This window comes from Oceanisphaera sp. W20_SRM_FM3 (assembly GCF_052119705.1).
GTDB lineage: Bacteria > Pseudomonadota > Gammaproteobacteria > Enterobacterales > Aeromonadaceae > Oceanimonas.
The window spans coordinates 67,077-85,702 of the sequence record NZ_JBGQOP010000003.1 but is presented as its reverse complement, the minus strand read 5'-3'; the positions used below and the strand labels follow the sequence as shown (position 1 = coordinate 85,702).

Here is an 18,626-nt window from a genome sequence, read left to right as displayed (position 1 = left end):
GAGACGGGCCTCTACAAAAAATACAACCACACACAAACAAAAGCACCGCTCTTTATGGGAGCGGTGCTTTTGCTTTAGCTGGGCGCTGGGTACTCGGCGCTATTTTTAGGGTTTAGCCTATCTTTAACCCCTCACACCTTACGCCTCACTCTTCACGGGCGAAGCCCTAAATATAATTAAACAAGCTCATGCTTTGCACTTTGCCAAACATGGTTTGGGTCGCCTCTAACGCTACCATTATTTGGCTGAATTCACCGGTAGCTTGGGCATAATCAAGGTCTTCCATGCCACTGCGCAGTTTATCTAAGGTCAGCGTCATCTCGGCGTGAGTCTCCCTTTGATTATCGAGACGCTGCATGCGGTTACCGGTGTCGGCACGTACCCGTGTAAAGTGGCCGCCCATGGCGTCTAACTCACCGAGAATATCAGCCATATTGGCTTGGCCATTGGCATTATGGCCATCTGTTTCTAGCCACTCTTTAGCGCGGTTCAAAATATCAAAAACACCCAGCTCGTCTTGCCCGGTACCGTCTGCAACGGTTGAACCCAGTGTGATTTTATCGCCTACTTTGGCTTCGCCTTTGATCACAATATCCACACCGTCTACGGTAATTTTGCTACCTGGGGTGTATAAAGCAGGATCGGCAGGTGGAGTCGGCACAACCACATTATTGTTATCAGTCACGCGGTAGGCCATATTGCCCGCCACTGGGCTGCTATCCATAAATTCGATAGTGTAAGGGTGCGCATCAGTAAAGCTGCCTCTATCACTAATTTTGGCACTTTCTACCTGTAGTTGATCCTGACGGGCACCATCTTTTAATGCGTAACTCATAGTAAAGTCGCCGCGCGGATTAGGCACACCGCCAAACACTTGCTCACCACTGTGATTCAGTTCTACTTTAACGCTGTCGCCAATCACCATTTGGCGCTGGCCAGTATCGCCGCTATAAGTAATATCACCGTTGGGTTGACGGGTAAAAGGAGCGCTGTCGGTTTGAAACCCACCAAAAATTGCCTGACCAAACTCATCATTGGCATTAGCAATATCTAACATTTCATCAATACGACTTTGCAGCTCTGCTTTAAAAGCATCGCGCTCTTGAGGGCCAATAGCTGGGTTGTTGGCCTTAAGCATGATCTCTTTAACTTGCTGAGTAATATTCTCAGCACTAGTTAAACCAGTTTCTTCACGACTTAGACGATTGTCTGCCAAGTTGATGTTGGTTTTGTATTGCTCAAGCTTTCGTAGTTCTTGCTTATAGTTAAAAATGCCGTTGGCCGCTACTGGGTCATCACTGGCATATTCAACACGTTTACCAGACGATATTTGACCCAAAAGCTTGTTGGCCTCTGTGGTGCGGCCACTGATATTGTCTAGGTTACGCTGAGTAAATTGAAAACTGGAAATGCGCATATTGATCCCTTAGCGTATCTGCAAGAGCGTGTTCATGGTCTCGGAAGCCACGGTAACCACCCGTGCTGAGGCCATATAGGACTGCTGAAAGCGTAATAAATTAGCGGCTTCTTCATCTAGGTTAACCCCAGAGGTAGACAGCATACGGTCGTGAGATTGGTTATAGGCCGCCTCGGCTGCCAGCGCCTTTACCCGTTGGTTTTTAGTTAGCCCGCCTATTTCTACTGACGTTTTATTGAGGCTATCGGTCACGGTTGACTTGCCGTTATCCAGCCATTTTTTGTTTTGTATATCAGCAAAAGCTAAGGCGTTGGTGTTATTACCCGAGCCTTTGGCTTGCTTGATCACAAATTGATCGTACTGAGCAGGCGTGCCTTTAATGTTCAGCTGTACATCACCGAAGGTGATGTTACCGTCCGCGTCGGGCGCCAAAGGAGGGCCAATGGCGGTTCCGTCTGCTTTGTATACCTCATAAACTAACACGGGGGGCGAACTGGCATTGCCATCATCGACCGCTTTTACACTTAACGGGTAATCCCCTTCAGGAATAGCCACTGCAGGTGCCGTAGGTGCAACCAACTGCACATTCACTTTACCGGTACCTGTGTTGTCTTTATTAGCGTCCACCATCACAGATCCGGAGGCGGCGATTTGATCGCCAGTATTCAGCTCGACTTTTAAGTCGTTACCGCCTTGGCGTGTTGGTCGAATAAGCATTTCGTCGTTGGTTTTAGGCGCTTCGCTCAAGGTAATGTTAAAACCTAAATCTGGGTCTAATACCGCGAGTGTCAGCTCTGTACTTGGCGCTACTGGGCCTGTTACACCCACATCGTATGCCTTACCCGTGGTGATATCGGTTAACTTATAATCGGTACCATCGTACTTAAGCTTGTATTCGCCACCGGTCAACTTAGCGGTATCGGTGATTTCCACCCCGCCGCTAATATTGGAATTATTGCTTAAAAAGCGGTTGGCCTGCGCTTCTGAGGCATTAATATCGGTAAAGAAGTTTTTGCCCGCCAGACCGTTTAAATCCACGCCCTGCTTTTGCACTTGGTTAAAGGCATCGGCAATAGAAATGGCGACTTTACCCATATCACTTAAGTTAGGGCCCAACACTTGGTCGCGATAATGGAACAAGGCGCCCATTTCACCGCCAAGGGCTTGGCTGCCTTTAATACGAGTCGCCAATTCTGGCTTGCCGGGGGCGGTTAAATACAGCTCGGTTTGCTGCGGGTCCGGTGAGCCGGCGCGCACTTCCATGCCGTAGGCTTGGTTGCCACTTACTAACGGCTCGCGACCGCCTAGCATCACCGAAATCATGCCATTGCTATCTTTTAGCGTAGTGATTGATACTTCTTGGCCTAGCTCTTGGATCAAGCGATCACGCTGATCGAGCAAGTCGTTAGGCGAACCATTAAGACCGGCATTAAAGATTTCTTGGTTAAGATTGGCAATGCCTGCGGTAATAGAAGTCACATGAGCGGCCCGCGAGTCGAGGTCACGATTTTTAATGGTCATCTCTTGCTCGAGCGCGCTGTAGTACTCGTTAAAATGGCTAGTAATGTCTTTGGCGTTGGCCAGCATTAAGTCGCGGTTACCCAAGTTACCCGGGTTATCCGATACCGCGTTAATGGCTTTATACATATCATCAAGGCTGGCGGCCAAGCCTTTGTTTACGCCAGTGAGGCTTTGATCCAAAAAGCTTAAATGATTATACAACGCCTCGGCGCCCGCTTTTTCGGTGTTACTGATCAACACATCTTTAAAGGCGTATTCCTGATACATGCGCGTAACGTCGGTGACGCGCGTGCCGGTGCCATAAAACTGGGCACCGTGATACATAGGCAAAGTTGTTGATTGCTCTACTCGCTGGCGGCTAAAGCCTTCGGTGTTCACGTTGGCAATGTTATGGCCGGTGGTGGCTAGCTGGGCTTGTGCCGCCAGCAGCCCGCTTACGCCGGTTTGATACATATCAACAGCCATGATGTGTCCTTATGCTTGTGCTACCAAACGGGTAACGGTATCAAAAATGGAACTGAGTTTGTCTGCATATTTGGGGTCGGTGGCGTAGCCCGCTTGCTGCAATTCTTTAAAATATTGCTTAGGCGAATCTGTGTTTTGCAAGGCGTTGCCGTAGCGTGGATTTTCATGCAAAAAGTCCACGTAGTTGTTAAAACTGTCATTAAACGAGTCGTAAGACCGAAATGGCGCCTTAACTTGTACCGCCACACCTTGCTCGTATTCCAAGGTGTTTACCCAGGTTTTTGTGTTCTTCCAACTGTTATCGGCCTTGATGCCAAAAAGATTATGGCTAGAGTCACCATTTTTTGGCCCTATGATCTTTTTACCCCAGCCGGTTTCTAATGCCGCCTGTGCCAGCATGGCCTCAGGCGGCAATCCCATGCGCTTACCCGCCGCAACCGCCGCCGGCATTAAGCGCTTCACAAAGTCTTCGGGGGAGCGAAACGGCTCGCTGGCACGGTAAACCACGGTATCGTTGCCGTTTACTGATGCGTTGTTGGCTGAAACGTGGTTGGCTAATAGACTATTTGCCTCGCCATTAGCGGCGGCTTCTAACGGTGCGCGCGCGCGCGCTTTAGCTTTTTCAACGGCGCCTGCTACGCCATCGGCACCCAGAGGTCGCACTACCTTGCCGGAGATACGGCGCACATCGGTTAAATCAAACTGGCGCGCTTGTGGCTGCGGCGCGGCTTGTTCGCCACCGAGTTGCTTACTCACTAAGTCTGCCAAGCCTAAGCTGCCGCGCTTGCTGAGCTCTGCCGACATCTGTTGGTCGTGCATATCTTGATACTGCTCGGTGTAGCGGCTGTTCATGGAGCCATCGGCTTCAAACACCTTGTTAGCATCACGCATCGATTTAAACAGCTGTTGCGTAAACAGGCTTTCAAACTGGCGCGCGGCTTCGTCTAGCGCCTTGCCTCTGTCTTCGGCAAAACCTTGTTGGCGCAGTTTGTCTAATCCTTGAATGTCGTTAACCAAGAGGCTGTTACTCGATGAGTCCATGGGTTTCATCCGCTACTCCTTTTTTGCGTAAGGGGTAAATAGTGAGGCGTGAGGGGTAACACCTCACCCTTTACGCCTTACTCCTCACATTTACTTAAATAATCACCAACTCGCCTTGAATGGCACCGGCTTGGCGCAGCGCTTCTAAAATCGCAACTAAGTCACCGGGGGCCACGCCCACTTGGTTAACGGCGCGCACTAAGTCGTCGAGCGTAGTGCCGGTGTCGAGCTTAAACATGCGCGAGTCTTGTTGTTGCACATTTACGGTACTGTTAGGTACCACTACGGTTTCTCCCTCTGATAACGGATTAGGCTGCGACACCTCAGGGTTTTCAGAAATCATAATGGTGAGGCCGCCGTGGGTAATGGCCGCAGGCTTAAGGCGAACGTTTTGACCAATCACTATGGTGCCGGTGCGCGAGTTAACGATAATTTTGGCGGACTCGTCAGCTACGTCTATATCTAGGTTTTCTAGGCTCGACAAATAACTGACTCGTTCGCCCGGATCGCGCGGTGCATACACCTGCACAGACGTCGCATCTAATGCTTGGGCATTATTGGGGCCAACTAAGTCGTTGATAGTTTCGGCCATGCGCTTGGCGGTGGTGAAGTCGGATCTGTGTAAGTTAAAAACGATAGTGTCGCCACGGCCAAAGGAGCTTTCTACTTCACGCTCCACCATGGCACCATTTGGAATACGGCCTACGGTAGGAATATTGATCATGATGGACGAGCCATCTGCGCCCTCGGCACCTAAACCGCCGACCACTAAGCTGCCTTGCGCCAAGGCATACACGCGCCCGTCCACCCCTTTTAAGAAGGTTTGCAGCAAGGTGCCGCCACGCAGGCTTTTCGCCTCACCAATGGCCGATACGGTAATGTCGATAGTTTGGCCGGGCTTGGCGAACGCCGGCAGCTCGGCGTGCACTGCCACCGGTGCTACGTCGTTCATTTTAGGGCGCATATTGTCTGGCACCGTAATGCCAAAGTTATTAAGCATGGTTCTAAAGGTTTGGGCGGCAAAGGCGTTGTTACGCTCACCGGTACCGGGCAAGCCCACCACTAAGCCATACCCCACCAGTTGGTTGGCCCGCACGCCGGCCACCGAACTAATATCTTTAATGCGCGCCGCTTGAGCCGGCATTAAGGCGGCTGCCAATAAGGTTAAGCTCAATAATAAACTGGTGAGCTGCTGCATGTATTTCTCCTGACGACAATGTGAGGGGTGAATGGTGAGGCGTGATGTGTTCAACCCTTACGCCTTTTCCTCACCGTCAAATATCTAAAACCAAGGCCAAACCGTGCCTGGAAGCTGGAAGCGTTAAGCCGTAAGCAGAACCTAAAACCGAACATAAAGATTTTCTTGCTACGACTCTTTGTTACGAGAAGCACGGAACCCACAGAAAAATAGAGATAAAATCTGAATAAAAACCTGTTAAGGGTGCAGCGTAAAGAGTGAAGGGACAACCTAATTACCACCCTCTAATCTCTTTTCTTTGTTTACCAATAAGATCTCTTTTCGCTCTTATCCCATCTTAATTTTTCTGTGTTCTTCTGTGGATTCCGTGGCTAAAATCGCCCTTTGTTTTGCTCAGCATTTTCTTTAGCCCTTTACGCTTCACACCTTACCCTTCACACAACTAATACGGCATCCAAGGGCTGTTGAAGAACTTAGATAACCAGCCGCGGCTTTGCGTATTGGCAAAGTCGCCGGTACCGCCGTAATAAATGCGCGCGTTGGCCACGCGGTTAGAGGCAATGCGGTTATCGGCGCTAATGTCTTGCGGGCGTATCATGCCGTTAATACGTACATATTCTTCGCCGGTATTGAGCATGATCCACTTTTCCCCCTGCACCATTAAGTTACCGTTAGCCAACACTTGGGCGACGCTTACGGTAATACTGCCTTGTAAGCTGTTGCTTTGATTGGTGTTGGCTTGGCCGTCAAACTCATTACTGCTTGATAAAGACGCGCTAAAAGGATTGCCCGCAATACTAATGCCGTGTGCGCCTATGCTGGGAGCCGTAATATTGACGCTGTTGTCTTTACCTTGCTGGGTGGTGGCACGCTTTTGCGCCCGCGTCGACTCGGCAAGCTCAACGGTAATAATGTCGCCCACGCGATGGGCTTTAATATCGGAATACAGGCTATTGGCGTAATTCTCTTTAAAAATAGCGCCATTAGGCTCTAGCTGCTGTTCACTTAGGCTGGGAATAACAGGCGCAAACGCCGGATCGTCCGGTTTTGGCGTATAAGGCGTGCTGGTACAACCGGCTAAACTTAAGCCCCCCACCACTAGCAAATTCATCGCCATCATTAGTTTGCGCATCATGCTCTTCCTGCCTTTATTTAATTACAGCTGCTGATTAACGTAAGCCATCATTTCATCAACCGAGGAGATAACCTTGGAGTTCATCTCGTACACGCGCTGGGCTTGAATTAAGTTCACCAGCTCTTCGGTCACGTTCACGTTCGAGGTTTCCAGCATGCCCTGCTTGATGGTGCCATAACCGTCGGCACCGGCAATGCCTTGCATGGCGGCACCACTGGATTGAGTTTCTAAATACAAGTTTTCGCCTTTAGGCTGTAAGCCCGCCGGATTGGCGAAGTCGGTAATAATTAACTGACCAATAATTTGTGACTCAGCTTGGCCGGCAATTTGCACCGACACCTCACCGTTAGTGCCAACACTAATGCTTTGCGCGTTATCGGGGATCTGCATTTCTGGCTGCAATGGGTAACCATTGCCCGGCGTTACTATCACGCCCTCTTCGTTCAAGGCAAATTGACCATTACGGGTATAGCCGGTGGTGCCATCGGGTAGCAGCACTTCAAAAAAGCCGCGACCGTCAATCATCACATCCAACGCGTTATCTGTGGTTTGCACGCTGCCTTGAGTAAAGGTTTTTTGGGTGGCCACCACCTTGCTACCGGCACCTAACATTAAGCCCGAGGGCAAGTTAGTGTCGGCCGTAGCTCGGCCACCGGGCTGGTGCACATTTTGATAGAGCAAGTCTTCAAAAATCGCCCGGCCCTTTTTAAAGCCCACAGTACTGGCGTTCGCCAAGTTGTTGGAGGTGACCGAAATATTGGTCTGCTGCGCGTCAAGGCCTGTTTTACTAATCCATAATGCCGGGTTCATTGCACTCTCCTTAATACCTTTAACTACTTAAATGCCTTTAACTATCTAGATACCTATAACGACCTAGATACCTATAACTACCTAGATACGCAGCAGCTGAGCATGGGCTTTATCGTTTTCTTCGGCGTGGCTCATCATTTTTAATTGGGTTTCAAAGCGACGCTGCAGATCGATCAAATGGGTCATTTCGGCCACGGGGTTGACGTTACTGCCCTCCAATGCGCCGGCAAGCAGTTGCACTTGAGCAGAAGCCGCTTCGGCCTGGCCGTCTTTACGACGAAACAGGCCATCTTGACCTTTTTCAAGATCCGCATTGTTGGGCAGTACGGTTTTAATGCGCTGCAATTCGGCGCCGCCGTTGGCCGGTTCGCCTTCTAAGCGGGCAAAGATGGTGCCGTCTTTGTTAATTTCCATCTTTTCTAACGGCAGCGGTATGATAATGGGGCCGCCGTTATCGTCTAACACGTTCAAGCCAGTACTGGTTTGCAGGCGGCCATCGGGTGCCACTTGCAAGTTACCAAAACGGGTATAGGCTTCAGAGCCGTCTTTTGACTCTACTGCCAGCCAGCCGTCACCGGCGATGGCAACGTCAAGATCCCGGCCCGTGGTTTGAATGGGGCCGGTGGCAAAGTTTTGCCCCGGTTTTTCCGTCATGGCAAACACGCGAGTGGGCATACCTTCGCCGAAGGCTTGCATGGCACGGGCTTGCTCCATGTCGGCTTTAAAGCCGGTGGTGTTGGCGTTGGCTAAGTTATTAGAGCGCACCGCCACGCTGTGCATGTTTTCTTTGGCGCCAGACATGGCGATATAAAGCAATTTGTCCATTTCAGCTCCGTCGACCTTGGCCGAATAAGTACTGATTAATGCCGAAAAGCATTACTGCCCGGCTAACTGTTTAAATATAATGCAAGAATAGTGCCACAACAGAGCTGTAAGCTTAAAGCCGTAAGCTGGAAGTTAAAGATGAAAGCAGTGCCAACATCAACAAAAACACCGCCTTTGCGGGCGGTGTTTGGTCTTTCTTACAGCTTCTAGCTTCTAGCTTCTAGCTTCTAGCTTCTAGCTTCTAGCTTTAAGTTACCGTATCTGCAGTATGGTTTGCTGCAGGGTACTGTTTACTTCCAGTGCCCGAGAGTTGGCTTGGAAGTTACGCTGGGCGGTGATTAAGTCCACCAGCTCAGAGGTTAAGTCGGTATTAGATTGCTCCAATGCCGCCACGCTCACTTTACCGAAAATACCGGTATTGGGCTGGCCGGTTACGGCTTCACCGGATAACAACGACTGGCGCCATTGCGTATCACCAATTTGCGTTAAGCCTTGTTCGTTCGGGAAGCGCGCCATGGCCACTATGCCTAAGTTTTCGGTGCTGCCGTTACTGTACGTGGCTTGTACTAAACCGTTCGGGCCTACGTCTACCTTAGTTAAGCGACCAACGGTAGTACCGTCTTGGCTGTTCGAAGTTACCTCAAACGGACCTGAGTTCAAGGTCGCTGAAGGGATCTTAATCATAATTTGTTGATCAGGATCTGAGCCGTTAGTAAAGCCCAATGGTTGTGTGGTTAACTCATCTAAAGTCGGAGCAGGAGGAGTCGAAGCAATAAACTGGCCTGCAGTATCAAACGTTAATGGGTGCGAGTTAATACTATCTGCAGGTACATCGGGATCAAGGGGGTGCCCAGCAACAGCGGGGTTGGTTGTTCCTAAAGAATTCTTCCCATCTACATACACAAACATTTCCCAAGTATTAGGATCACCTGGATTTGCCGGCCCTGTTTTAACAAAGTACTGAGTCATGGTGTGGGTATCACCCAAAGAGTCATATACCGTCATCGAAGTAGATGAGGTATAAGTCTCTGAATCGGTGGGATCAAACTGAGTCAAGTCCAACGAATCGGCTTTAGTCGGCAAATTAACACCAGTTTTAGCCTCAGTAGTCATTTGTGGCTGACCAGCTTTGTCAGGAATTTTTAATGCTTGAGTACTATTAATACCCAAACCTGCTGGCGTACCGTCGGCATTCGCTTTGTAGGTTTGTAAGAAATGACCTTGAGAGTTAGTCACAAAACCTTGGTTATCTAAGCGAAAGGCGCCGGCACGGGTAAAGGTGCGGTCCAGTGAGCCAATTTCGTTGGATACCACAAAGAAGCCACTGCCGTTAATCGCCATGTCTAGCGAGTTATTGGTGAACTGCAACGCACCTTGGTGAAACTGCTGGGACACGGCGGCAGTTTGCACACCACTGCCCACTTGGGTTTTGGCGTTAGCAAAAATAGAGTTGGCGTATACATCGGCAAACTCGGCACGGGACTCTTTAAAGCCGATGGTGTTGACGTTGGCGATATTGTTGGCCGTTACGTCGAGATCTTTCTGTGCCGCGTTCACGCCACTAAGAGCAATATTAAAAGACATGGTGGAGCTCCTTACGCCGTTTTACGGCCAGCAATTTCGAGTACTTGGTTCAAGGGAACCCCCCCTAAACCCGATAAGTTAACCAGAGTCGGGCTGTTGGCACTGCCCAGCGTTACGCTGTCTACCCGGCCAAAGGCCAAGGCGTTGAGGTCTTCACGCTGGTTGCCAATGATGCCACTGACTTTAATTTTGTAGCGCCCCGTGGGAGCAGGCTCGCCTTGTTCGTTTAAGCCGTCCCAGGTAAAGGGCACGTTGCCGCGCTGTGGGCCATCTAGGCTCATGGAGCGCACTAATTCGCCCTTTTCATTTTCGATACGGATCACCACGTTATTGGCACCCTCACCGGTTACGGCCACGCCATCTACCGCATCGCTTTGATCCCAATAAGCTAAGTTACTGGGCAATAATACTTTTTGCCCTACTAGGCTAGACGCCTGCAGCGCTTGGCTGGAGGTCATTACTTCGCTCAAGCCCGAGAGCTGCTTGCTCATGTTACTGATGCCGTCTGCCGAGGTAAACGCCGTCATTTGCGCAATCATGTCGGAGTTATCCGCCGGTTTAAACGGGTCTTGATAGGCTAATTGTTGCGTCATTAGCGCAAAGAAGTCTTCTTGGCCGAGTTGTGCCCGGCTAGGGTCTTTGGCTTTATCGGCGGGGCTTTGCTCGCCGGGCCATTTAAGGCCGTTAAGGTAATCTTGATTTACTTGCATTCGTTATTACCCCTTACCGAGGCGCAGCGTTTGCTGCAACATTTGCTTGGCGGCGTCCGCTACCTGCACGTTAGTTTGGTAGTTGCGGGACGCACTCAGCATGTCGGTCATTTCTTCTACCACGTTGACGTTGGGCTTATAAATAAAGCCTTCTGCATCAGCCATGGGGTGGTCTGGGTGAAATTCTTTCAGTAATGGCTTGTCGGTTTCAACTATGCCCATCACTTTAACACCGACGCTTTCTTGACGATCAGACAGTGCTTGTTCGAGATCGGCGGCAAATACCGGTTTGCGCGCCCGGTAAGTTTCATTGATGCTGGAACTAACGCTGTCGGCGTTCGCCAAGTTACTGGCGGTGGTATTGAGGCGCACCGACTGGGCGCTCATGGCGCTGCCGGAAATATCAAATACCTTAAATAGGCTCACATTGATTCTCCTTTAATGGCTTTTAACAGGCCGCTTATTTTGCCGTTTAAAAACTCGAGCGAGGCTTGATACTGCAGGGCGTTTTCCATGTAGCTATTACGCTCGGTTTGCACATCAACCGTATTGCCGTCACCCGTATCGGGCTGATTAGGCACGCGAAACTGCACCATGCCCGGCGGTGCTATCTCAACGGCGAAGTGCTGCTGATTAGTGCGACTCAACGAAAAGCCTTGGTCGTTTTGTGCCTGACTGAGCGCCGCCTGAAAGTCCATGTCTTTGGCTTTATAGCCAGGCGTGTCGGCGTTGGCCAAGTTACTGGCCAGCACTTCGGCACGGTTTGAACGAGTCACCAGCGCGTGTTGATGTATGCCAAAGGCTTTGTCGAATGAAATCGTCACCCTGCACCTCTTGTCTTACGTTGTGTACGTTTTTTGCCAGTAGGCGGCAAATGCTTGCCACCTGCGGCTAAAATTGAGTGTTGACTTGGGTTTGAATACGCTGTGCTTACCCTAGGTTCAACTGATGCTTATGCTATAGCCATACACAAGCAAGACTCATGCCAATAGCAAGGCACTAAGCTAAAGACCAATAGCAAAAACGTACAGAATTCCTCTTCACCGAAGAGACGGGCACACTAAAAAAACAGAAATTTTCGGTAGGCATGTAGCCGGCACGGTTTTTAAACAGAGAGTTTCGCCGGTTCTGCGCGGCAGAATATTTTAGGGCCAATACCAAACCGTGGCGAACAAGTTGCCACCTACGAAAACACCGTTACCGTAGCCGGCAACTTGTTCGCCGGGCCAGCATAGCTGGATGGATTTTAAATCCCGCTGAGGCGGGACTGGCAGCTGAAGCGCCAGACTACAAACACACATAAGGCCCTTGTAGATGTGTGAAGCAGATATTTTGATAATAAAAAGGCAATAAAAAAAGGCCCTTGCGGGCCTTAGGTTATTTGATGCGGTAGATAATGCCGGGGTTACAACGGATCATTTCAAACTTGTCTGATAAGCCGGTGAGCGATTCAGACGCCCCAAGTAGCAAATAGCCACCGGGGTTAAGTGCTTGCGCAAACTGATTCAGAATTTTCGTTTTATTGGCCGGCGAAAAGTAAATTAATACGTTACGACAGAAAATAATATCAAATTTACCGAGCAAGCTGTAGCTGTCTAACAAGTTAAAGGGACGAAAACTGACCATGTTTCGTACTTTGTCTTGCAGTTGCATCTTGCCTTCGGCCAGCGGCGTAAAAAACTGGCTTCTACGCTCCGGTGACAAGCCGCGCGCCAGCGACAGGCTATCGTAAATACCACTCTTGCATTGCTCCAGCATGCTGGTTGAAATATCGGTGGCCACAATTTGTAATCCTGGCAAGCCGCCCGGTTTGCGGGCTTGATATTCAAGGGCCGTCATGGCTATCGAATACGGCTCTTGCCCTGACGAGCTAGCAGACGACCACACTTTTAAGGTTTTGCCCGGTTTGGCCAACTCAGGAAATAGCTTGTCGTTGAGCAAGGTAAAAGGATAACAGTCACGAAACCATAAGGTTTCGTTGGTGGTCATGGCATCGATCACCGCCGTTTTTAGCTCACGCTCACGCATATTCATGGACTTTACAATCAGCTCGTCTAATGACTCTATGTGAAAACGAGCCAGCAAAGGCGACAAGCGGCTTTTAACCAAATACTGCTTATTATCGCCTAACACTATGCCGGTGCTGGTTTCTAAAAAGCGACAAAAAGCGTGATATTGTTCTTCGGTCAGATTTTTCATCTGTGTCCTTTACGGCAGTTTAGAGCGCAGCCTTCACGGCTGTGGCCAGTTCGTCGGGATGAAATTTAGCGATAAAATTATTGGCGCCGACTTTTTCAATCAATGCTTTATTAAACACACCACTTAACGAAGTATGCAAAATAACATGTAAATCTCTGAGTGCTGCATCATTACGGATTTCGGCGGTTAAGGTATAACCATCCATTTCTGGCATTTCCACGTCGGAAATAACCATGCTTAATTGCTCATGAATAGGCCCCATAGCCGCTAATTCGCGCAACTTATTCAGCGCCAGCTTGCCGTTTTCCACCACAATACATTCAAGCCCTAAGGTCTCTACTGTTTTCTGAATTTGGCGGCGCGCCACAGAGGAGTCATCGGCAATCAAAATGGGTTTTTGGGTGAGGCTTTTTAACACCGAAACTTCATCCACTAACTCTTGTTTAACGCTTACGCTGCGCGGTGCAATTTCATCAAGAATTTTTTCGACGTCTAAGATCTCGACCAATTCACCGTCAATTTCGGTGACGGCTGTCATGTAGTTAGAACGGCCCGTGCCCTTTGGTGGCGGTAAAATCGCTTCCCAGTTCATATTAACAATGCGCTCAACTGAGCTGACTAAAAAGCCCTGTATGGAGCGGTTATATTCAGAAATAATCACGAAACTGGTGTCGGTTTGCTCAACCGGACGCCCACCCATGGCCTTACTGATATCAATAATAGAGATGGTTTGACCACGAACATTGGCCACACCTTTAATCACTGCATTACGCTGCGGCAAGGCCGTCAACTTAGGGCACTGCAATACTTCCTTGACCTTGAACACGTTAATGCCAAATCTTTGACGCCCGTTAAGTCTGAACAACAATAATTCCAGTCTGTTCTGACCTACCAGTTGTGTTCTTTGGTTTACCGAGTCGAGTACGCTCGCCATATACAGTTTCTCCATTAATGCCGTGGTAAGGTGTCCGTCCATGGCATGCTCTATGCATGATTGTACTTATTAGTAAGTGCTTATTGTATTTACGTATCGCGTTTACGCTGTTAACCGGCGCTAGCTTAGCATCCGCTAACAGCAGACGCTATCAGCGCTCAGTCAAGACGTGATATCGCACACTTCTTTATATCGGCCAAGAGGAAAGAATGCTTAACAGAATCTTTTTACCGTGCAACGCCATCAGGCAAAGCATGCGCGCATTATGTTTATTGCCCACCCTGTTCTTGCTACTGATCGGATTAGGTTCAGCGCAGGCGCAAACCTTGGGTGACAGCAGCGTGCATGATGAAATTCGCCGCTACGCCGAAGATTATGTTCGCGATCTCGTGCCTGTGCAGCCAGACGATAAATTAGAAGTGAATGCCGCCAGCATTGACACCCGCTTAGTCCTAACCGAATGCCTAGGCCAACTGACCGCGGATATTCGCGGGGCTGGTGAAGTTAAACGTAACACTCATGTATTTTTGCAATGCCATGAAACGCCCAGCTGGGAAATATTTGTACCGGTACGGGTAAAAGTTCTTAAACCCGTGGTCACCGCCAGTGATCCAATAACACGCAATACCTTGCTGCAAGCACAGCATTTAAGTGTGGATTATCAAGATGAAGTTTTGCTGCGCGGCGATGTATTTAATAATCCGGCCGATTTGATTGGCTCTCGCACCAAACGCGACTTGCGCCCCGGGCAGCCTATTTTAAATAACCAGTTGTGTGTGGTGTGTAAGGGAGACAAAGTCAGCATTTTGGCGCAGACTGGCGGGCTCACCATAAAAACCGACGGTATGGCCAAAGAAGACGGCTCATTTAATGACACTATTCGCGTCAGTAACGCCAACTCTGGCCGAGAAATTAGTGCCCAAATCATGTCCGCTGGCCAAGTGCAAGTTAAGCTGTAAATTCTGCTAAAGTTATCACGTATTAAGCCGATACCCCTTTTACGCAGCAGCAGAATAGGACTTTCACTATGGCTATCGACAAATTACCCGTTGGATTTGGCAGCAATGCGCCGCTTACCAACAACAAATATAAGCAAAGTGTCGGCACAGATGCCGCGCCCGCAAGCACGGCCACTACGGCTACACCTAAGCAAGATTCAGTCACGCTAACGCCTCAAGCACAGCGTTTGAGTCAAGTGCAGCAGTCGTTGGCCAATACGCCAGCACCGGATAACAGCGCTCGCTTAGAGGCACTGAAAAAAGCCATTAATGAAGGCAGCTATCAAGTAGACAGTGACCGATTGGCGGCCAATATCTCTCGCTTTGAGCAGGATTTAGAAGGTATCTAATATGTCGCTTGCTGCGCTGCTAACCCAACAGAAAACTCAACTCGAGCTTTTGTTAGAGATTACTCAACAAGAGCTCGATTTGATCGTGACGCGAAAAGCGCTCGAACTGCCGCCCTTGGCAGAAAAAAAACACACCTTATTAACGCAAATTCAGGCAACAGACGCCGAGCTTGCCAATCATCCAGAGCGAGAGCGCTTAAGCACTGATTATCATCCGCAAGTTGCAAGCCTGCGTCAGTTAGTAGAGCAATGCCAAGAGCAAAGCCAGGTTGCCGAGCAGTTACTCGAGCAATCGCTCAACGGCGTACGCCAGCTTGCCAATATTTTAAGCCGCTTGCACGAACGGCAAAGCGTCACCTACGACCAAAAAGGTCACACCAAAGGCATTAATAAAGGTGCCGGCTTTAAGGTTTAAGCTTCGCCGTGAAGAGTGAAGCGTGAAGCGTGAAGCGTGAAGCAAAATAAAACCAAATCACTAAGCAAACAAAAACACCGCTCCCATAAAGAGCGGTGTTTTTGTTTGTGAAAGGTTAGCGCTATTTTATAGGTTATTTAAAACATCCTGCGTCGCAGCACCGCCGAAACTCTCTGTTTAACAAAGTTGGCGGCTACAAGGCTGGCGTTTTTTGTAGGTGGCAATTTATTCGCCACGGTTTGTTTATATAGATTTAAAACATCCTGCTTTGCAGCATCGCCGAATAAATTGGCGGTTACAGGGCGAACTGCCCTTCAATACCCGCGTCTTAGCTTTTCAAACAACTTTAAATCCAGCTCCAGCTCAGTGATGTACATGTCACCATCGGGGTAACTGTTTACCACGCGCGCGCCGCGCACGACGCCGCGGCTGCTGTTGCTTACGGTACCGTCTTGCAAAATATTGCTGTTAGTGATGCTCGAGCTTGAGGTCATCACACCACTTAATTGCTCGGTTAATTCCCGATAGGCATCCAGTTTAGAGGCGCGCATGGCGTGTAATAACTTTTGCTGCGGATCCTGCGGCTGCTGCAAGCTTATAGGGGCATAACCCACCGCATAAATATGATTTCTTGCGGGTTTAGGCCCGCCTTGCGTGCTGCAGGCCATTAATGGCAGTAACAACAGGCCCAATAATAATCCACGCTTACTTAGCATAACGGCTCCTGTATTCAGGCGTAATGACTTGCACTCTGGCCTCTGGGCCTTTTGCCTTAACCATGCTGGCCACTAAATATGCAGGAATAAACTGCTGACCACTGGCAATCAAACTGTTGTCGCCCAGGGAAACAAGGCGCGCATTAATTAATCGTCCGCCCATGGTTTGACTCACGGTGCCGTGCACTAAATATTGCGCCCCCATTCGTGAGCTCAACTGGCGATAATCACGGCTGGTGCTGATGTCGCCCTCGGGCGTGATGCGAATAAAAGGCAGCGTTTTAAAATCCACTACCCGCAAGCCGTATTGGTTAAGCTGAAACATCATGGTTTCAGATAACAAACGGTTAAAATCGTCTTGGCTCTTATAATCTTGCTGATCCACAAAGCCACTCACGGCTATGCCAGATTGCGCATCTACCTTATGAATGCTCGACACCAATTGGTAGGCCAATGCCGACATATGCTGTTGCAGCTGGGTTTGTCCGCCGACCAAAGATGGACCCGCCTGAGGCAAATAAGCACTGCGGTTACCGGCACTCATGCGCATGGGTACACCATCTTGAGTATGGCGCGGCGACACTGCTGGGCGCGGGAGTGGCCCCAAAGGTTTGCCATTAACATAGTGGGACGCATGATAGTGGGGCAGATAATGATTATTCGCATCATACTGTGGCTCTTCTGATGCGGTGCAAGCGGTAAGCCCCAGCACCACAACTAGAAAAAGGCATCTACTCATCATGACTCCATTAAATAAAAGACCGTCTACCGGCTAAGCTATCGGCACAAGCACCGTAAACTTTACCGCTCAGCCAAAGCAGCTAAGCCAAACCCTTGGCGCCACTTAAGCAAAACCATTAAGGCACTTCGCAGATAAAGCAGCTAGCGGCAAAAAACTGCCGCTGTGATAATCTTCGGCAATCTTTGCGCCAGTAAGGCGGTTAGATATACCGATAAAGCCTACCCAAAACCAGCGTTATAAGCCCGAACTGCAGCAAAATTGCCTTTTACTGTACTTAGTAGGCAAGGTTTTTGCATAATCCTTGCCAACAATTGATTACCACGCCAACTTAATGCTGGCCTCGGTGCTAACTAGGATGCAACCGTGTCAATAAAAGCCCTTTTGTCCTCATTATTTCTGCTGTTACCGCTGATGTTGCCATTTACGGCTAACGCCGACTGGTACCAAGCAGAAGGCTCGGCGCCCCTGAGCCAAGGGACAGAAACTGCACGCCAACAAGCACTCGAGCAAGCGCTCACAGATGCACTGTTGCAAGCCGGCGCGTCCATTACTACCGTGCAATCCGTGACTAACGGCGCCCTTTCTGGCCAGCAACTCGACATCGCAGCCCAAGGCGAGCTAATGGATTACGTGGTCCTTAACGAGCGCCGCGACCAAGGCCGCCTATGGCTCACAGTGCGCGCCGACATTTGGCCCAACCCGCAACAAGTGCAAGCACAGTGTGCCAGCCGATATCGGCCGGGTATTAGCCTCACCAGCTTTCCTATTCAACATCCTGAACAAGGTCAATTTGGCCAAATTTATGAATTAGGCAATGCCGCCGCCGCCCGTTTAGCTCAGCATCTAATGCCCAGCGTCAATTTGATGACGCAACTGCCCTATCAAGTTGCCACCGATACTCAGCTGCCGCGTAGCCAAGGGTTACGCAAAGGCAGTGACGTATTGGCACAAAAACAACAATCACGACTCTTGCTGAGTGGTGTGCTTAACGACATCAGCATGGACGACGACCACTGGGTACAATGGAAAATAAAAGATAAGCCCCGTCAATTTGCCTTGTCGGTTACCTTAGAAGACAGCTTTACCGGTGAGCGCTTACTGCAGCAGCAATACCGCATAGAAGCCCCTTGGCCGTTTAAAAAGCACGCCAAGGTGAATGTGCAGCAACAAAGCTTTTGGCAGTCGTCTTATGGCCTAGCTGCCGACCAACTCTTGGTGCGCATAACTAACGATATTGTTAAGGCGCAGTCGTGCATGAAAGCCATAGGCCATATTTTGCAGCAATCCGATGAGGGCATCTTAATGGACTTAGGCCGAGAGGCCGGTATTCAACCCGGCGATCGCTTTACGCTGATCCACAGGCGCCAACTGCAGCCCGGTTATTACAGCGAAAGCTCCTCCAAAGCCCAATTTGTGGTGCAGCAAAGTCACACCGACTACAGCATATTAGCCCCTGCAGATAGCGCCGCCCGCGAAGTACGCATCACCCCAGGCGACATGCTGACCTCAGTGAAGTGAGGCGGTAAAGAAGACCAAGCCCGCGCGCATGCAAAAAATTAAACACCG

19 protein-coding genes are annotated in these 18,626 nt (G+C 49.7%); 4 read left to right on the top strand and 15 right to left on the bottom strand.

What is annotated here, in order from left to right; all coding sequences use genetic code 11:
- Nucleotides 1-166: 166 nt before the first annotated feature.
- The 13 genes from flgL to ACEN2G_RS02890 form a co-directional block, all read right to left on the bottom strand.
- Nucleotides 167-1,417 carry a flagellar hook-associated protein FlgL gene (gene flgL / locus ACEN2G_RS02950; protein ID WP_442019972.1) on the bottom strand — a complete coding sequence of 417 codons (1,251 nt, stop codon included), beginning with the start codon at nt 1,415-1,417 and terminating at the stop codon, nt 167-169.
- 9 nt (nt 1,418-1,426) lie between these two features.
- A complete protein-coding gene (gene flgK, locus ACEN2G_RS02945; protein WP_442019971.1) occupies nt 1,427-3,403 on the bottom strand; it encodes a flagellar hook-associated protein FlgK in 1,977 nt (658 codons plus the stop codon).
- Nucleotides 3,404-3,412: 9 nt separating this feature from the next.
- Nucleotides 3,413-4,453 carry a flagellar assembly peptidoglycan hydrolase FlgJ gene (gene flgJ / locus ACEN2G_RS02940; protein WP_442019970.1) on the bottom strand — a complete coding sequence of 347 codons (1,041 nt, stop codon included), beginning with the start codon at nt 4,451-4,453 and terminating at the stop codon, nt 3,413-3,415.
- Between the two features lie 85 nt (nt 4,454-4,538).
- Complete coding sequence (locus tag ACEN2G_RS02935) at nt 4,539-5,642, bottom strand: flagellar basal body P-ring protein FlgI (RefSeq protein WP_442019969.1); 1,104 nt, start codon at nt 5,640-5,642, stop codon at nt 4,539-4,541.
- 442 nt (nt 5,643-6,084) lie between these two features.
- Nucleotides 6,085-6,777 (bottom strand): flagellar basal body L-ring protein FlgH, encoded by a 693-nt coding sequence (gene flgH, locus ACEN2G_RS02930; protein WP_442019968.1) that lies wholly within the window; start codon nt 6,775-6,777, stop codon nt 6,085-6,087.
- A 21-nt stretch (nt 6,778-6,798) separates the two neighbouring features.
- On the bottom strand, nt 6,799-7,587 hold the full coding sequence (gene flgG, locus ACEN2G_RS02925; RefSeq protein ID WP_442019967.1) for a flagellar basal-body rod protein FlgG: 789 nt from the start codon (nt 7,585-7,587) through the stop codon (nt 6,799-6,801).
- A gap of 81 nt (nt 7,588-7,668) precedes the next feature.
- Nucleotides 7,669-8,412, bottom strand: coding sequence for a flagellar basal-body rod protein FlgF (gene flgF / locus ACEN2G_RS02920; RefSeq protein WP_442019966.1), 744 nt, complete (start codon nt 8,410-8,412; stop codon nt 7,669-7,671).
- 252 nt (nt 8,413-8,664) lie between these two features.
- Nucleotides 8,665-9,996: a flagellar hook protein FlgE gene (gene flgE / locus ACEN2G_RS02915; protein WP_442019965.1), complete on the bottom strand. Its 1,332-nt coding sequence runs from the start codon at nt 9,994-9,996 to the stop codon at nt 8,665-8,667.
- A gap of 11 nt (nt 9,997-10,007) precedes the next feature.
- Nucleotides 10,008-10,706 (bottom strand): flagellar hook assembly protein FlgD, encoded by a 699-nt coding sequence (locus ACEN2G_RS02910; protein WP_442019964.1) that lies wholly within the window; start codon nt 10,704-10,706, stop codon nt 10,008-10,010.
- A 6-nt stretch (nt 10,707-10,712) separates the two neighbouring features.
- Nucleotides 10,713-11,132, bottom strand: a complete 420-nt coding sequence (gene flgC, locus ACEN2G_RS02905; RefSeq protein WP_442019963.1) for a flagellar basal body rod protein FlgC — start codon at nt 11,130-11,132, stop codon at nt 10,713-10,715.
- Nucleotides 11,129-11,530 (bottom strand): flagellar basal body rod protein FlgB, encoded by a 402-nt coding sequence (gene flgB, locus ACEN2G_RS02900; RefSeq protein WP_442019962.1) that lies wholly within the window; start codon nt 11,528-11,530, stop codon nt 11,129-11,131. Before flgB ends, flgC begins: the two co-directional genes overlap by 4 nt.
- A 553-nt stretch (nt 11,531-12,083) precedes the next feature.
- Entirely contained in the window at nt 12,084-12,905 is an 822-nt protein-coding gene (locus ACEN2G_RS02895) for a CheR family methyltransferase (protein ID WP_442019961.1), read from the bottom strand.
- A gap of 19 nt (nt 12,906-12,924) precedes the next feature.
- A complete protein-coding gene (locus ACEN2G_RS02890; RefSeq protein WP_442020041.1) occupies nt 12,925-13,839 on the bottom strand; it encodes a chemotaxis protein in 915 nt (304 codons plus the stop codon).
- Between the two features lie 254 nt (nt 13,840-14,093).
- Between ACEN2G_RS02890 and flgA the strand changes: the two genes are divergently transcribed.
- The 3 genes from flgA (at nt 14,094) to flgN (ending at nt 15,602) form a co-directional block, all read left to right on the top strand.
- Nucleotides 14,094-14,798: a flagellar basal body P-ring formation chaperone FlgA gene (gene flgA / locus ACEN2G_RS02885; RefSeq protein WP_442019960.1), complete on the top strand. Its 705-nt coding sequence runs from the start codon at nt 14,094-14,096 to the stop codon at nt 14,796-14,798.
- 68 nt (nt 14,799-14,866) lie between these two features.
- Nucleotides 14,867-15,187, top strand: a complete 321-nt coding sequence (gene flgM, locus ACEN2G_RS02880) for a flagellar biosynthesis anti-sigma factor FlgM (protein ID WP_442019959.1) — start codon at nt 14,867-14,869, stop codon at nt 15,185-15,187.
- A 1-nt stretch (nt 15,188) separates the two neighbouring features.
- The gene (flgN, locus tag ACEN2G_RS02875) at nt 15,189-15,602 is read left to right on the top strand and encodes a flagellar export chaperone FlgN (protein ID WP_442019958.1); all 414 of its coding nucleotides are present in this window, start codon (nt 15,189-15,191) and stop codon (nt 15,600-15,602) included.
- A 314-nt stretch (nt 15,603-15,916) separates the two neighbouring features.
- Here flgN and ACEN2G_RS02870 read toward each other — a convergent pair whose 3' ends face one another.
- Nucleotides 15,917-16,318, bottom strand: coding sequence for an LPP20 family lipoprotein (locus ACEN2G_RS02870; RefSeq protein ID WP_442019957.1), 402 nt, complete (start codon nt 16,316-16,318; stop codon nt 15,917-15,919).
- Nucleotides 16,308-17,057, bottom strand: a complete 750-nt coding sequence (locus ACEN2G_RS02865; RefSeq protein ID WP_442019956.1) for a FlgO family outer membrane protein — start codon at nt 17,055-17,057, stop codon at nt 16,308-16,310. Before ACEN2G_RS02865 ends, ACEN2G_RS02870 begins: the two co-directional genes overlap by 11 nt.
- A 366-nt stretch (nt 17,058-17,423) precedes the next feature.
- Here ACEN2G_RS02865 and ACEN2G_RS02860 point away from each other — a divergent pair, with 366 nt between their 5' ends.
- Nucleotides 17,424-18,578 carry a flagellar assembly protein T N-terminal domain-containing protein gene (locus ACEN2G_RS02860; RefSeq protein ID WP_442019955.1) on the top strand — a complete coding sequence of 385 codons (1,155 nt, stop codon included), beginning with the start codon at nt 17,424-17,426 and terminating at the stop codon, nt 18,576-18,578.
- The last annotated feature ends 48 nt before the right edge of the window (nt 18,579-18,626 follow it).